At 64.0% G+C, this 15,148-nt stretch carries 15 protein-coding genes; 4 read left to right on the top strand and 11 right to left on the bottom strand.

From position 1 onward, the window contains the following. Positions 1-2 precede the first annotated feature (2 nt). Together ACNQOP_RS09515 and ACNQOP_RS09510 are read right to left on the bottom strand one after the other, a co-directional pair. On the bottom strand, positions 3-872 hold the full coding sequence (locus ACNQOP_RS09515) for an FAD-dependent oxidoreductase (RefSeq protein ID WP_416404320.1): 870 nt from the start codon (positions 870-872) through the stop codon (positions 3-5). A 138-nt stretch (positions 873-1,010) separates the two neighbouring features. Then, on the bottom strand, positions 1,011-1,448 hold the full coding sequence (locus ACNQOP_RS09510; protein ID WP_257368594.1) for a hypothetical protein: 438 nt from the start codon (positions 1,446-1,448) through the stop codon (positions 1,011-1,013). 100 nt (positions 1,449-1,548) lie between these two features. Between ACNQOP_RS09510 and ACNQOP_RS09505 the strand changes: the two genes are divergently transcribed. Both ACNQOP_RS09505 and ACNQOP_RS09500 read left to right on the top strand, forming a co-directional pair. Then, positions 1,549-2,154, top strand: coding sequence for a dihydrofolate reductase family protein (locus tag ACNQOP_RS09505; protein ID WP_416404319.1), 606 nt, complete (start codon positions 1,549-1,551; stop codon positions 2,152-2,154). Between the two features lie 104 nt (positions 2,155-2,258). Further along, positions 2,259-2,690, top strand: a complete 432-nt coding sequence (locus ACNQOP_RS09500) for a LexA family protein (RefSeq protein ID WP_284986156.1) — start codon at positions 2,259-2,261, stop codon at positions 2,688-2,690. Here the strand turns inward: ACNQOP_RS09500 and ACNQOP_RS09495 are convergent. Then, a complete protein-coding gene (locus ACNQOP_RS09495) occupies positions 2,687-3,700 on the bottom strand; it encodes a LacI family DNA-binding transcriptional regulator (protein ID WP_416404318.1) in 1,014 nt (337 codons plus the stop codon). The genes ACNQOP_RS09500 and ACNQOP_RS09495 overlap by 4 nt on opposite strands. A gap of 137 nt (positions 3,701-3,837) precedes the next feature. On the opposite strand from ACNQOP_RS09495, the gene ACNQOP_RS09490 reads away from it, so the two are divergent. After that, positions 3,838-5,304, top strand: coding sequence for a sugar porter family MFS transporter (locus ACNQOP_RS09490; RefSeq protein ID WP_416404317.1), 1,467 nt, complete (start codon positions 3,838-3,840; stop codon positions 5,302-5,304). On the opposite strand, the gene ACNQOP_RS09485 is transcribed toward ACNQOP_RS09490, so the two are convergent. The 5 genes from ACNQOP_RS09485 to ACNQOP_RS09465 are packed head-to-tail and all read right to left on the bottom strand — an operon-like array spanning position 5,301 to position 8,650. Further along, complete coding sequence (locus ACNQOP_RS09485; RefSeq protein WP_416404316.1) at positions 5,301-5,819, bottom strand: GNAT family N-acetyltransferase; 519 nt, start codon at positions 5,817-5,819, stop codon at positions 5,301-5,303. The genes ACNQOP_RS09490 and ACNQOP_RS09485 overlap by 4 nt on opposite strands. Further along, positions 5,816-7,183 carry an FAD-dependent oxidoreductase gene (locus ACNQOP_RS09480; RefSeq protein WP_416404315.1) on the bottom strand — a complete coding sequence of 456 codons (1,368 nt, stop codon included), beginning with the start codon at positions 7,181-7,183 and terminating at the stop codon, positions 5,816-5,818. The genes ACNQOP_RS09485 and ACNQOP_RS09480 overlap by 4 nt, the downstream gene beginning before the upstream one ends. Further along, the gene (locus tag ACNQOP_RS09475; protein ID WP_416404314.1) at positions 7,180-7,596 is read right to left on the bottom strand and encodes an arsenate reductase ArsC; all 417 of its coding nucleotides are present in this window, start codon (positions 7,594-7,596) and stop codon (positions 7,180-7,182) included. The genes ACNQOP_RS09480 and ACNQOP_RS09475 overlap by 4 nt, the downstream gene beginning before the upstream one ends. Then, entirely contained in the window at positions 7,593-8,303 is a 711-nt protein-coding gene (locus tag ACNQOP_RS09470) for an aquaporin (RefSeq protein WP_416404313.1), read from the bottom strand. The genes ACNQOP_RS09475 and ACNQOP_RS09470 overlap by 4 nt, the downstream gene beginning before the upstream one ends. Next, positions 8,300-8,650 (bottom strand): ArsR/SmtB family transcription factor, encoded by a 351-nt coding sequence (locus ACNQOP_RS09465; protein WP_235519438.1) that lies wholly within the window; start codon positions 8,648-8,650, stop codon positions 8,300-8,302. Before ACNQOP_RS09465 ends, ACNQOP_RS09470 begins: the two co-directional genes overlap by 4 nt. 225 nt (positions 8,651-8,875) lie before the next feature. Here ACNQOP_RS09465 and ACNQOP_RS09460 point away from each other — a divergent pair, with 225 nt between their 5' ends. Continuing rightward, positions 8,876-10,174, top strand: coding sequence for a Y-family DNA polymerase (locus tag ACNQOP_RS09460; protein ID WP_416404312.1), 1,299 nt, complete (start codon positions 8,876-8,878; stop codon positions 10,172-10,174). A 13-nt stretch (positions 10,175-10,187) separates the two neighbouring features. Here ACNQOP_RS09460 and ACNQOP_RS09455 read toward each other — a convergent pair whose 3' ends face one another. The 3 genes from ACNQOP_RS09455 to nirB are packed head-to-tail and all read right to left on the bottom strand — an operon-like array spanning position 10,188 to position 15,032. Then, positions 10,188-11,345 (bottom strand): uroporphyrinogen-III synthase, encoded by a 1,158-nt coding sequence (locus ACNQOP_RS09455; RefSeq protein WP_235519442.1) that lies wholly within the window; start codon positions 11,343-11,345, stop codon positions 10,188-10,190. Positions 11,346-11,357: 12 nt separating this feature from the next. Then, positions 11,358-12,392, bottom strand: a complete 1,035-nt coding sequence (gene cobA, locus ACNQOP_RS09450; RefSeq protein WP_257368587.1) for a uroporphyrinogen-III C-methyltransferase — start codon at positions 12,390-12,392, stop codon at positions 11,358-11,360. 9 nt (positions 12,393-12,401) lie between these two features. Further along, positions 12,402-15,032 (bottom strand): nitrite reductase large subunit NirB, encoded by a 2,631-nt coding sequence (gene nirB / locus ACNQOP_RS09445; protein ID WP_235519447.1) that lies wholly within the window; start codon positions 15,030-15,032, stop codon positions 12,402-12,404. Positions 15,033-15,148: the final 116 nt, after the last annotated feature.

Genomic DNA, 15,148 nt, shown 5'->3' with positions numbered 1-15,148 from the left:
GCCTAGGCCGCCAGCGGGGCCAATTGGTCGCTGCCCAAGACACCGAGCAACATGCCCGAAGCGCAGAGCATCGCGGAAGATTCGGCGGAAAGAAGGAGTCCCAACCGGAGGCCGTCGCAGGACGCTGCATCGCCAATTGCCCATATGCCCGGGACGGAGGTGGCGAGGTCGCGCCCCACGGCGATGCCGCCGTCGGACGCAATCAGGAGCCCCGCGCTTTCGGCGAGGTCGTTGCGGGCCGTCCGCTCCTCGGCCAGGACCACGAGGTCCCCGTTCATGCTGCTGCCGTCCTCGAACACGATGCCGGTGGCCGGTACAGGGGAACCTGCGATGGAACGAACGACGGCGGCAGGGCGGAGGGTGGTGCGCACGGGACGGACTCCGCGGGCCCGGAGCACGGCCTCCGCCTGGCCGGCCGCGGGGCCGTTGCCCACCAGGATTCCCAGCGGACGGCGTCCAACGATCCGGGTGAGATCATGGACGGCTTCGCCGATGGTGGCCGCATCATCGATGGTGGAGTAGCTCAGGCTGGCTTCAGCACCGGCGACTGGCGGGAGAGCCGGGGCAGAGCCGGTCGCGATAACCAGCTGGTCGTAGGAGAAGTCCATGCCGTCCACTGTGGTCACAACTTTGGCGTGCGGATCGATGAAGCTGGCCGCCTGGCCGAACCGGACCGAGACCTGTGGAAGTTCTGCCAGTTCGAGGAGGGCCTCGGGGCAGTCGTCGCGGTTGCTGAGCACGGTGATGGTGCCGGTGAAGGGACGTCGCCGGGTATCGGCCGTGCCGGCCAGCCGCCGCACCAAAGCCTGGGCTGCTGGACCTGCGCCTGCGATGACGATGTGGAGGGATGCTGCGGACGGAGTGGCGGACATGTTCGGCCCTTTCGCTGATGACCTGTTTGGTGCTGTTGATCATCAGCCTAGGCATTCGGTTTTTCGCGGGTGTTTCCCCGCTGTTGCCATCTTTGGCCGATCCGTAGCGTGTTGTTTACCGGCCGGTAATAACGTGCGTCACATCGAGCGTGGGTGGATCCGTGTGTAGACCATGTCGAAGTCGTGTTCCAAGGGTCCGCCGGGGTAGGTTCCGCGTTCCAGGCGTGCGTTGATCACGTTGCCATCGTCGCTGAACCGTCCCACGAACCGCTGGGGCCAGTCCGGGCCGTCCCGGAAAAGCGTCAACACGTTGTCCTTCAGGATCATGTCGTATATGCGTGCGACGCCGCGGGAATCGAAGTAGTGCTGCTGGAGCGCCCCATCGGAGCCTGTGGCACCGATGATGCTCACCGAGTTGGGATATTCCGGCTGTTGCACCGTGGAGTGTTGGATGAGGAAGCCGCCGTTTTCCAGCCACTCGAACGTCGTCCGGCCCTTGACTTCCCGTCCCGGGACGGTGGTTTCCCATTCGCCCACCAGGATGCCAAGTTGCTCCAGCTCTGCAGTACTTGCCATGGAATCCTCCTGAAGGTCTAGCCCCCAGTGTCCGCCTTGGCGCGGCGGTTTGGCGAGGGTTTTGGCGCCACCTTGAGGTTTTGGATGCAATGATGGGCCCATGAGCCAAGTCACATGCGACCTGACCGTGTCCCTCGATGGCTACGTTGCCGGTCCCCACCAGAGCCTGCAGATGCCATTGGGTGAGCGCGGCGAAACCCTTCACCGGTGGCAGTTCGAGGAACGCGAAGCCAATGCCGCCCAGGTGGAAGGGATCCTCGCTGCGGGCGCTTTCATTATGGGCAGGAACATGTTCGCGGGACCGGGTCCTGGCCCGTGGGACGCGGACTGGCGCGGTTGGTGGGACGAGGAACCGCCCTATCACGCGCCGGTGTATGTGCTGACCCATCATGTACGTGAACCCCTTGAGATGCAGGGCGGAACCACGTTCCACTTCATCAACGGCGGAGTCGAAGAGGCAATGGCCCTGGCTCGCAACGCGGCGGGGGCCAAGGACGTGGCGATCGCCGGGGGAGCGTCGACTGCCCGGCAGTTCCTGTCGGCCGGGCTGATCGACGAACTGCGGCTCCATATAGCACCCGTGATCCTTGGTGGCGGGGAGCGGCTGCTCGACGGCGTGGGGAACCTCAGGCTCGAACCGACCTCCGTCAGTGGCACCGGACTGGTCACCCACGTCACCTATAGCGTGGGCGGCGTCAAGGACTAGCCCGGCGCTGTGCTGATCTCCGGGGTCCCATAACCCCAGGAGAACAATGTCCCCCAACGGATGTACACTCGAATATCGAACATATATTCGAATAAAGGTGTGTTGTGGGCGTTATCGTCGGCCCCCGCGTGATAGATGCGGGCTTTTCCCTGGCGTCGGTGCTGTTGGCTCCCGTCGCTGTTGCTGCGGGCTATCCCTCCCCGGCACAAGACTATTTTGACGGCCGGATCGACCTCAATGAGCACTTAATCAAGGACGTGACCAGCACGTACGTGGTGAGGGTTACCGGACAGTCGATGGAGGGTGCCGGGATCAGCGACGGTGACGAGCTGATCGTGAACCGGGCGCTTGAGCCCAAGGACGGGTCCGTCGTCGTTGCCGTATTGGATGGCGAGTTGACCATCAAACGGCTCCGCATCACCTCAAGGGGCGTGGTGCTCCAGGCGGACAACCCTGCATTTCCGGACATCACGGTGGCTGCGCTGTCGGAATTGACCATCTGGGGGGTGGCCACCACGTGCCTGCACCACGTTTAGCTGGTGCCCGGCGGCGCGGTGGAATTCCGGACTATCAGGCGCGGCGTGAGGCGGATGTCCGCTGTGGGCGCGTCGGGGTTGGCCAGGCGTTCGAGCGCCACAGAGCCGGCACGGCGGCCCAACTCGAACGCCTGCAGGTCAACGGACGTGAGGTCGATTCCGTGCAGCCGGGAAGTCCTCGAATCGTCGTATCCCACCAGCGACAGATCCCGGGGAATGGACAGGTTCATTGCGTAAGCGGCTTCCCGGGCGCCAAGGGCGAGCTGGTCGTTGTGGGTGAAGATGGCGGTCGGCCGGTCTGCCAGGCCAAGCAGTTCCGATGCTGCCCGCTCCCCGGCCTCCTGTGTGAAGTCCTCCGCCGACAACGTCACCGGCGCGAGCCCGGCGTCGAGCATGGTTTTCTCGTAGCTCTGCCGACGCGCGGTGTGTCCGTCGTAAATGGGGCCGGCCAGATGAGCGATCCGCCGGTGCCCGAGGCCAAGCAGATGTTCTGTCGCGGCGCGGGCACCGGTCACATCATCGGAGTACACACTGTCCACGCCGTCGACCGGGCGGGTCACGCTGACCAGCGGCACTATCCGGGCCAGTTCCTGCACCTGGTGGTCGGTGTCCAGGAGTGTCGCGGCGATGATGATCCCCACCCTGGCTTCAATCAGGGAGTCCAGTGCGCCCCGATCCACGCCGTCGACCGACCGGGAGACGCTCAGTATGAGCCTGTTGCCGTCATGGGGGAGTGCTGTGCGGACGCCGCTAAGGATGTCTGCATAGACCTCGTTTCGGATATCCATCAAATAGAGTCCGACGGCGGAACGGTGCTTGCGTGCCAGATCGGCGGCCGCCGCGTTGGGCCGGTACCCGAGACGTTGGGCGGCCGCGAAGATGGCTTCCCTTGTCTCGTCGCTGACCCCCGGGGCTCCGCGAAAGGCGAACGACACCAGCGTCCTTGACACTCCGACTTCGCGGGCCACATCGCTCTGCGTCGCGGGACGATGCCATTGTTCAGGGGCCATGCCCTCCATCTTCCCATGGCGAATATGAGCTAAAGTTCATCATTTGTTAGTTTGACCTTACATTTAAACCTTTCGCGCGTTAGTCTGTATTCAGAGCGGGCGGTTATGACCCGCACCACACTGACAAAGGAGTCCTGATGTCTGCTACGCAAATGCAGCGGGGAGGCGCCCACGGCGTCGCGCTTCCCCCGCTGACCAACGGCCCGCATCGAAAGCGCCTTGGCCTTGTGGCCCTGGTTGCAACGTTCGGTGGCCTGTTGTTCGGCTACGACACTGGCGTCATAAACGGCGCCCTGCGACCAATGACGGTCGACCTCGGCCTCACGCCGTTGACCGAAGGCGTTGTCACCAGCTCGCTGCTGTTCGGCGCGGCGGCGGGAGCCGTTGCGGGTGGCCGGCTCTCCGATTCCTGGGGGCGCCGGAAGACCATCATCTTGCTGGCTGTGCTGTTCCTTAGCGGCACGATCGCCTGCGTCTTTGCCCCAAGTTTCGAGGTCATGGTCCTGGGGCGGGTCATCCTCGGCCTTGCCGTCGGCGGTGCATCCACGGTGGTCCCTGTGTTCCTGGCCGAGCTGGCACCCTACGAAATCCGCGGCTCCCTGGCGGGGCGCAATGAACTGATGATCGTCATCGGCCAACTCGCCGCCTTCGTCGTCAACGCCATCATTGGCAACGTCTGGGGTGAATTCGGCGGAGTGTGGCGGGTCATGCTCGCCGTTGCCGCGCTGCCCGCGATTGCCTTGTTCTTCGGGATGCTCAGGATGCCCGAGTCACCTCGTTGGCTGATCTCCAAAGGGCGGTGGGAGGAAGCCCTTGCTGTCCTGAAGACCATTCGGTCCGTAGAGCGGGCAGAAGCTGAAATGGCCGATGTGAAGCACCTCGCCGACGAGGAACGAGCCTCCCGGGCCACGTCCTGGGCTGCACTGAAGGACAAGTGGATCCTGCGCATCATCCTGGTAGGCATCGGGCTGGGTGTGGCCCAGCAGCTGACCGGCATCAATTCGATCATGTACTACGGCCAGTCGGTGCTGGTGGAGGCCGGGTTCGATTCCAACGCGGCGCTCGTTGCCAACATTGCACCGGGCGTTATCGCGGTAGTTGGTGGCATCATCGCACTGACGCTCATGCAGCGGATCAACCGACGTACCACCTTGCTGCTCGGTTTCACGCTGACCACCGTGTGCCACTTCCTCATCGGTATTGCGTCCATTGCATTACCTGTCGGAAACCCCGCGCGGCCTTTCGTGATCCTCTTCCTGGTGGTCGCCTTCGTTGGCTCCATGCAGACGTTCCTGAACATTGCTGTCTGGGTCATGCTGTCCGAGATCTTCCCGCTCCACGTCCGCGGATTCGCCATTGGGCTGTCGGTGTTCTGCCTGTGGATCGCCAACGCACTCCTGGGCCTTTTCTTCCCCACGTTGGTTGCGGGCGTGGGCATTACCGGCACCTTCTTCCTCTTTGGGGTGGTGGGCATCCTCGCGCTGATCTTCATCTACACCCAGGTGCCCGAAACCCGTGGCCGCACCCTGGAAGCGCTGGAGGAGGACGTCACCACGGGCGCCATCTACCTTGTACACAAGAAGGACACCGCGGGAGCCTCCTAGCTTCCCTGTTGGGTGCGGCGTTCGAGCAGGATGGTGTCCCTCCAGGATCCGGCCGCCGGCCCATAGCTCATGAGTCCGATCTTTTGTCGGGTGCCCACGACGGTGAAACCGTGTCGTTGGTGCAGGGCTATGGAGGCGGTGTTCTCGGGGAAGATGGTGGATTGGATGGTCCATATCCCTTCCTCTTCGGTCCTGCGGATGAAGGCGTCGAGGAGCTGGTTGCCGAGTCCGCGGCCGCGGGCCTCCTGGGCGATGTAGATGGAGTGTTCGACGACGCCGCGGTAGACCGTCCTTGAGGAAACCGCTGCCGCGGCGACCCAGCCCACGATGTTGCCGTGGTCTTCGGCAACGAGGCGGAGCTGGGGGTGGCGGGTAGCGTCGAAGTCTTCCCAGCTCGGCGGTGCGGATTCGAAGGTTGCGTGGCCTGTAGCGATGCCGGCGGCCCAGATCGCCTCAACCGCCGGCCAGTCGCCATGTTCCATCGGGCGTATCGGCAAGCGGGTTCCGTCGGTCATGGTGTGGCCGGTTCCGCGCTGCGTCCGTGGACCAGGCCGGTAGCGAAGCCAATCGTGACCGGGACAGGTTCTGGGGATCCGCAGCACGAATCCGCCGCGTCTTGCCCCTCTGCGGGAAGGCTGGTGGAGCAGACACCGGTTTCGGGCAGTTCAAGCTCCAGCGCGTCCGCTGCTGCGGTGTCGCCGGCGAGGGCGGCTGCAATGGAGCGCACTTGCTCGTAGCCGGTGGCCATGAGGAAGGTCGGTGCCCGGCCGTAGGACTTCATTCCTGCAAGGTAGAAGTCTTTCTCGGGGTGGGCGAGAAGCCTTGCGCCGTGGGGCGGGACGGTTCCGCAGCTGTGGAAGTCCGGATCGATCAACGGTCCCAAGGCTTTGGGGGCGTCGACCGCCGGGTCCAGGTCCAGCCGAAGTTCGGAAAGGATGCCCAGGTCCGGACGGAACCCGGTCGCCGGAATGACATGGTCCACCTCGATGAACCGGCCGTCCGCTGCGTGCACCACCACCGCGCCGGAATCGGTAGTTTCAATGCGGCGGGTGTTGAAGCTTGTCAGGAGCTGCACGCCCCCGGTCTCGACGGCGGTGCGCAGGCGGGTGCCAAGCTGGCCGCGGGCGGGGAGCTCGTCAGCGTTGCCGCCGCCGTAAGCCCTGTCAGGGGTGGAGGCGCGGATGGCCCACGCTACTTCGGTGCCGGGTTTGGTGCGTGCGAGGCGAGCGAGGTCCAGGACCATGTTCGCGGCCGAGTGGCCGGACCCGATGACGAGGGTCCGATGGCCAGCGAAACGGCCTTTCGTGACATCAGGCAGGGGCCCGGTGATGGTCTCGGTGGCGCGCGCTTCATTTTCCCCGGGAACGGAGAGCCCGCTGGAGCCAAGCGGTGCGGGGGTGTTCCAGGTTCCGGAGGCGTCGATGACGGCCCGCGCCACAACCTCGGCCGTATGGCCGTCGTCGTGCTGAACGTACAGGACGAAAGATGTCTGGTCGCGGCCGTGGCTGTGGCCCTTGTCCATCCCTTGCCGTGTAACGGCGATGACCTTGGAACCGGTATGGATCCTCTGCTCCAGGTCATGGGTTGCGGCCAAAGGTTCAAGATATTGGGTGACGATTTCGTGGCCGTAGGGCAGAGCGGTCGGGCGGGGTGCTTCCCAACCGGTGCGTTCCAGGAGGCGGACGGCTGCGGGATCGAGGTTGTATTTCCAGGTGGAGAAGACTCGGATGTGGCCCCACTCCTTGATGGCGGAACCGACGGTGGGGCCGGCTTCGATGACGAGGGGTTCGAGCCCGCGTTCGAGGAGGTGCGCCGCCGCGGCCAGACCGACCGGCCCGGCGCCGATCACCGCGACGGGCAGGGAGTCGTGCTCTGTCATTGCTGTGCTCCTGCCGGGGCGAGGGAGTCAATGAGTGCCTCGACCCGGGTTTTGATCTCGTCACGGATGGGCCGGACGGACTCGACGCCTTTGCCGGCGGGGTCTTCCAGGACCCAGTCTTCGTAGCGTTTGCCCGGGAAGTACGGGCATTCGTCCCCGCAGCCCATGGTGATGACTACGTCGGAGTCCTTGACGGCCTCGGTGGTGAGGATCTTGGGGATTTCGGCGGACATGTCGATCCCGATCTCGGCCATGGCCTCAACCGCTGCGGGGTTGACCTGATCGGCGGGTTGTGAACCAGCGGAGCGGACCTCGATCGCGCCCTGGCCAAGGGTGGTCAGGAAGGCAGCAGCCATCTGGGAGCGTCCTGCGTTGTGGACGCAGACGAACAAGACGGACGGTTTGACGCTCATGAGAGCACCTTTCGATCAGCCGCGGCATCAGCCGGGGAAACATCAGTGGTGTGGGGGTAGAGGAAGCGGACAAGGATCAGTCCGAGGGAGCCTCCGACCAGTTGGGCGGCGACGAAACCGGGTGCGGAAGCGGGCGCGATCCCCGAGAAGGTGTCGGTGAGGGTTCGGGCGATCGTGACCGACGGGTTGGCGAAGCTTGTGGAAGACGTGAACCAATACGCGGCGGTGATGTAACCCCCGACGGCGAAAGCCACCCGGTCGGCGCGTCCGGAACGGATGGTCCCGAACACGATGACCAGTAGCCCGGCTGTGGCGATGACCTCTGCCAGCCAGAGACCAGGCCCGCTCCGTTCATGGGTGGAGAATGTGGCTGGCGCCAGGCCGAACATCAGGTTCGCCGCGACCGTCCCGACCAGACCACCCACGATCTGCGCCGCAACCAAAAGAGCGGCAGTCCGGGTGTCGATCAGGCGGAGGAACCGTTCAACCAGGGTGACGATGGGGTTGAACGAGGCTGATACCGGCTGCAGGGCCAGGATCAACGCAACCAGGGCCGCGCCGGTGACGAGGCTATTCTGCAGCAGCTGCAGTCCGACGTCGTTCGGTGACAGCCGGGAGGCCATCACGCCGGACCCGACCACGGCCATGACGAGGAACGCGGTCCCAATGAACTCCGCTCCGGTGCGGCGGACAAGCAAGGGGTTCACTGAGCCTGTCCACCGATCAGGGCCGCCAGGTTCTGCAGCGCTTCGGTGCGGGCCTTGTAGTAGACCCAGACGCCTCGCTTTTCCCGGTCCAGCAAACCTACTTCGTGCAGCACTTTGAGATGGTGGCTGATGGTCGGCTGAGACAACTCGAAGGCATCGTTCAGGTCGCAGACGCACGCTTCGCCGCCCTCATGGGAGGCCACCAATGACATCAGGCGCAACCTCACCGGATCGGCCAATGCCTTCAACAACGGCGCAACACCGTCTGCTTCTTTCTCCGACAGTGGTTCGCGCGCCAACGGCGAGCAGCAGGCGACGGTTTGAACCGGGGTCAATTCCAAAGACATAGACACATGTAAATATTTACACTCATCAATGTTTAAAGCAAGGACTGTCCATGCCCCGCTCAGCGCGCGGGAACGCCAGAATCCCCCGCCGTTCGATTGCTCAGAGGAGCTTTCTTGTCTGTGGTCGACGCTACAGTTTAAGTATTCGAAAGTATGTTCGAATACTAGGCGTGTCCTGCGCGGGTTGCGTGGGTGTGCGTGATAGCGCGGATCAGGAGGAGATCGATGTCCAAGCCAGCAATCATGCATCGGATGCAGGAGATCGCCCATGTGGATATCAACTGCTTCTATGCGTCGGCGGAGAGGGCCTTCAACCCATCGTTGGAGGGCAGGCCGCTCATAGTCCTCTCGAATAACGATGGCTGCGCCGTGACTCGGTCTCCGGAAGCCAAGAAGCTCGGCATCGGGTTGGGAGATCCGTGGTTCAAGCTTGCTCCGCGCGCCAAGGAATGGGGCTTGGTTGCCCTCTCAAGCAACTATGAGCTCTACGGCGACATCAGCTCGAGGGTCATGGAACTCCTTGCCCGCTTCTCGGCGTGGCAGGAGGTCTATTCCATCGATGAGGCGTTCCTTGGCGTCAAAGGGCAGCCCGGGGAACTCCTGGAGTTGGGGCGCACCATCAAAATGGCCTGCCAAAAGCATGTGGGGGTTCCGGTGTGCGTGGGAATCGCCGGGACCAAGACCCTGGCCAAGCTGGCCAACAAGTGGGCCAAGCACAACCCCGCGTTCCAGGGGGTGTGCCGCTGGGACTCGATTCCCGAAGAGCAACGCGAAGCGCTTATGGCCAGGCTTTCAGTGATCGAGATCTGGGGCGTCGCCACGCGGCTCACCAAGCGCCTGAATGCCATGGGAATCTTCTCGATCCTGGACCTGGTCCGGGCCGACCCCATTGCCCTGCGCGACAAGTTTTCGATCGTCATGATGCGAACGGTCCTGGAACTCCAGGGCACCCCCTGCATTCCCATGGAAGAAGAAAGAATCGGCAGGGACCAGCTGATCTTCTCCCGTTCCTTTTCCACTCCCATCACCACGGCGGCCGGGATGCGGCAGGTGCTCAGCGTTTACGGGCAAATGGCCAGTGCCAGGTTGGCCAAGCATGATCTGCAGGCCAAACTCCTGACCGCCTTCGCCCAGACCTCCGTCTACAACCCGAATGACAGGTCTTTTCCCACTGTGAGCGTCAAGCTGCCAATGCCCACCTCGGACCCGGTCCTGCTCACCCGGGCGGCGCACGCCTTGGTTCCCAGGATCCAGGAAGGCGTGCGGTACGCCAAAGCCGGCATCATGGTCACGGACCTGCGGCCCAGTGGAAACCAGAAACCCTTGGCCATCTTCGAGAACCCGCACGAGGAACGGGGCATCGGCAGCCTCTTGGAAGAGGTCAGCAAGAAGTACGGACGCGGTTCCATCGGCTTGGGCCATGCGGGAATCAAGGGCGGGCCGGACTGGTCCATGAAAAGGGACATGCTCAGCCCCCGCTACACCACCCATTGGGACGAACTACCCCTAGTGAAGGCGGCGTAGCGTGTCGGAAAGCCTAAGCCCGCAACCGGTAGCCCCGTTTGACGACGGTCTCCACCAGCTTGCCGTCCGGGAGCGACGAGCGCAGCCTGCTGACCGTCATGTCCAAGGCGTGGACGGATCCCCGCAGGTCCAACAGGTCCGAGAGCGCTTCCCTGGACAGGACAGCCCCGCCAGCGCCGAGCAGCGCCCGCAGCAGCAGAAGGGGTGCAGGAGCCAAATCCACCACCTCACCGTTGACCCGCAAGCAGCGGCCCCGCAACTCGATCGTGGCGCTCTTTGTCTCCAACCGCCGGACGTGGTTCAAGGACAGGTGCTCTGTCACAAGGCGGATCAGCGCACCCATACGGTACCTGTCAGGGATAAGGGGGGTGAGCCCGGCGTCCACCAGTGGCTGCGCAGTGACGGGCCCAACAGCTGCGACCGTCACGGGTCCCTTGAGGGCTTCGATGAGGGACCGGTACAGACCCATTTCATGCGCGGTGCTCCACATGGCATCCACTGCAGGGGCGCTGGTGAACGTGAGGACATCCAGGTTCCCGCCAACCACGGCTTCGATCAGGCGCGGCAGTTTGTCTTCGCCATCGGGTTTGACCCAGCGGTACGGTGTCACGGTCAGCACGGTGGCGCCGGACATGCGGAGCCGTTCCAACTGGCGGACATCGGTGTATCCATGCAACTGCACGGCCACAGTCTTTCCCCGCACGCCTTCGGCCAACAGCATGTCCACCAGGGTTGCGGTGGTTTCGTCGCTGCTGATGCCGACGTCGGCAAGTCCAGCCGCGCGGACGGCACCGCGGGCTTTGGGCCCCCGGACAAACATGCGGCAGGCAGACAACGTTTCCAGGAGCTGCTCGCCGATGCCGAAGGAATCAGCGGCCTCGCACCAACGGCGCATACCGTAAGCGGTGGTGGCGATACAGATATCCGGCCGGGCAGCGATGATGGTCCGGGTGTCCTCGATGAGGACCATGTCTTCCTGCACGGGGGCGATCTTCAAAGCGGGGGCGTGCAGAACACTCGCCCCGCGACGCTCCAGTGCCTCGATGAGGTCACGGGAACGGCGGTGCGAGGTAACACCAATGCGGAATCCGTCCAGCGGAGCATCTGCGGCCTCGGATACTTCCGGAGCTGCGGTGGCTTCCTGGACTTCGATGGCACGTGCAACAGTCATGTGTTTTTACCTTCAGGCTTCAAGGAGCGAAGCCGCGAGTCGGCTCAGTTCGGCGGATGCTTCGGCGTGGTTCCGGTTGGCTTCAGCCACCCTGACCACCTCGCCGATGACCAGCACGGCAGGGTTACTGCAACCGGTGGCTGCTGTTTCGATCGTACCGAGTTCGGCGATGGTGGTGCGCTGCCCCGGACGGTACCCGCGTTCCACCACGGCCATCGGCATGTCCGGCCTCATCCCCGCCCGGCGAAGGCCCGCGGCAAGTTGGGGCAGGGTGCCTATGCCCATGAGGACCACGATCGTTCCTCCCAGACCGGCAAGATGGGTGTGCTCTTTCTCGGTCAGGGGAGCGTGGCCGGAGACAACCGTGAACATGTGGCTTACTTCGCGGTGCGTCACAGGAATCCCCGCTGCGGCCGGAACGGAGATGGCGCTGGTGACGCCGGAGATGACACGCACCGGCACGCCCGCCGCAACGCACGCCGCCACTTCTTCGCCGCCGCGTCCGAACACGTAGGGATCCCCACCCTTGAGCCTGACCACGTTTTGGCCAAGCAGGGCAGCTTCAACCATGAGCTTCTCGATGTCGCGCTGGGTGACCTTATGCAGGCCGGGCTGCTTCCCAACGTCCACCAGCTCGGCGGAGGTCAGGCCAGCCAACTCCTGGTAGGGCGCCAGCCGGTCATAGAACACCACGTCGGCGTCGCGCAGGGCCTCCACGGCGCCGACAGTGAGCAGGTCCAGGGCACCCGGACCACCGCCCACCAACGTGACGTTGCCTTCGGCGCCCGCGGCCGGCTCGAACGCTACTGGAATTCCGGCATCGCGGCAGCGTTCCACCAACGGAAGCCAGCCGGCTTCGCCGTCGTCCACCACTGCCACCAGGAACGGACGGTCCGGGAGCCGGCCATCACCTGGGATACCCTCGGGTGTGCTCAGCCGGGACACGTGGGCTCCGGCGTTCCGGTACCGGCGAACTGCTTGGCGGGCAGACTTTTCCGAGCCGGCAACCAGGACGTCGCGGCCGGTGAGATCAATGGTGAGCTGCATGGGGGACCCCTAGTTTTCTGCGTTGACGGTTTCGCTGCGGACCGGGATGGTGGAAGCGATGAGCACGCCGCCCTTTTCTTCGTTCGTGGCCGGACGGATCTGGCCACGCTCCGGAACGAAGGAGATGGACTCGTCCTTCTGGTCGGGGGCGTTGACGAAGGAACGGAACCTGCGGAGGCGCTCGGGATCCTTCAAGGTCTCGGCCCACTCGTCCTCGTAGGTGTCGATGTGTTTGGCCATGGCCGCTTCGAGCTCGTCGGCGATGCCCAGGGAATCGTGTACCACAACGTCCTCGACGTGCTTGATGTCGCCGTCGAGCTCTTCCTGCCACCGGGCAGTGCGCTGCAGGCGATCGGCCGTGCGGATGTAGTACATCAGGTAGCGGTCGATGTACTTCAGCAGCGTTTCATCATCCAGGTCCTTGGCGAGGAGCTTGGCGTGAGCCGGCGTGGCGCCTCCGTTCCCGCCCACGTAAAGGTTCCAGCCGTCGGCGGTCGCGATCACGCCGACGTCCTTGCCACGCGCTTCTGCACACTCGCGGGCGCAACCGGAAACGCCCATTTTCAACTTGTGCGGGCTGCGAAGACCGCGGTAGCGCAGCTCCAAAGCGATCGCCATGGCCACGGAATCCTGGACACCGAAGCGGCACCACGTGGAGCCGACACAGGACTTCACGGTACGCAGGCTCTTGCCGTAAGCCTGGCCCGATTCGAAGCCGGCATCAACCAGTTCCTTCCAGATGTCCGGCAGTTGCTCAAGGCGCGCACCGAACATATCGATGCGCTGGCCACCAGTGATCTTGGTGTAGAGGTTGTACTTCTCAGCCACCGCAGCAATGACGCCCAGGCCCTTGGGCGTAATCTCGCCGCCGGCGATGCGGGGAACCACCGAATAGGTCCCGTCCTTTTGCATGTTCGCCAGGGCACGGTCGTTGGTGTCCTGCAGGGAACCACGCCCGGCGTCCAGGACGTAGGCGGAGTGCTGGCTGGCCAGGATGGAGGCAATGGTCGGCTTGCAGATGTCGCAACCGGCGCCCGTGCCGTACTTGGCCATGATGTCTTCGAAGGACGTGAGCTCCAGGACACGGATGGCATCGAAGAGCTCCTGGCGGGAAAGGCTGATGTGCTCGCAGAGCGCCTTGGAGACCTCGATGCCGGACTTGGTCAGTTCGCCTTCCAGAAGCTTCTTCAGCATGGGAACGCAGGACCCACACTGGGTTCCGGCACGGGTGCAGCCCTTCAGCTCGCCGAGTTCTTGTACGGGAGCGTTGCCTTCGCAGGCGCCGCACCCATTAATGGCATCACGGATGGCACCGGCGGCCACGTTGTTGCAGGAGCAGAGGATGGCATCGTCCGGGAGTTCGGTTTCCGGGGCTTCTCCACCGCCGGCCGCGCTCAGGTAGGCGCCGGGTTCTGCAGGGAGTTCCCGGCCCAGGAGGGGGCGCAGGCTCATGTACGGGGAGGCGTCGCCCACGAAGATGCCGCCCAGAAGGGTCTTGGCATCGTCGGTGGTGACGATCTTCTGGTAAACACCGCGGGCGGGGTCGGCGTAAACGATTTCGAGGGAGTGCTCTGTCTTGGCGAAGGCGTCACCGAAGCTGGCCACGTCCACACCGGAGAGCTTGAGCTTGGTGGCCGTATCGAAACCGGGGAATGTGGCCTCTCCGCCGTGCAGACGGTCGGCAACAATCTCGGCCATGGTGTTGGCCGGAGCAACGAGGCCAAGGCACATGCCACCAAAGTTGGCTACTTCACCGATGGCCCAGATGCCGTCCACCTCGGTGGCGCAGAAATCGTTGATCACCACACCGCCACGCTGGCCCAGGCTGAAGAGTTGCTCTTCGCCCTCCGCAGCGCGGAAGAGATCATCGCGGGGCCTGACGCCGATGGCTACGATCACGATGTCGGCTGCGATGGTGCGGCCGTCGGCCATGAGGACTCCGGTGACATTACCGTCGTCGTCCGTAACCACCTCGGAGGGGAAGACGCCACCGTGGACCGTGAAGCCCTTGGCTTCGATGAGCCGGCCAAGGGCCTGTCCTGCGCCTTCGTCCAACTGGGTGTTCATGAGCCAGGGCGAGCCGTTGATGACAACCGGGGTAGCTCCCAGTTGTTCGGTGCCGGCTGCGGATTCAAGCCCCAGCAGGCCACCACCGATGGTGACGGCGTTGACTTTGCGTCCCAGCTTCTCCGTCAGCCCGGCTATGGCCTGGTTGATGGCCCATACGTCTTCGAGCGTCCGGTAAACGTGGGTATGCTCGGCGCCGGGGATGGGAAGACGGGCGGCATCCGAACCCGAGGCGACCACCAGATGGTCGTATTCGTACTTGTTGCCGGCAGCAGTGAGGACGCTCTTGGCCGCGGAGTCGATCTTGACGGCGCGCTCGCCGGTCTTGAGGGTGATTGCCGGGTGCTCCCACATGGAAGCGTCACCCAGGGTGAGGTCCACGCCGGTTTCGGTGAGCGCCTTACTCAATGCCACGCGGTCGTAGGGGAGGTGGGCCTCTTCGGTCAGCACCGTAACCTGCCAACCTTCAAGTCCGCGGTTGAACATGGCATCAACAAAGCGGTGCGCGGCGGGGCCGCCGCCGACGACGACGATGCGGCGCGGGTTCTCTGTACTTGAAGTGTGTCCGGTCACTGTGGGCCTTTCGCAGATGTTGCCAACGGATCTGTCGCAACTTGTGGTTCCAGCCTAGGGACGGGCAGTTTCGCTTCAGTTTCCCGTTTGTTTCGTGATCTTAACTTCTGCATCAC

The sequence above is a fragment of the Arthrobacter sp. LFS091 genome, assembly GCF_047977885.1.
Taxonomy (GTDB): domain Bacteria; phylum Actinomycetota; class Actinomycetes; order Actinomycetales; family Micrococcaceae; genus Arthrobacter.
This window is presented reverse-complemented; position numbering and strand designations above follow the sequence as displayed.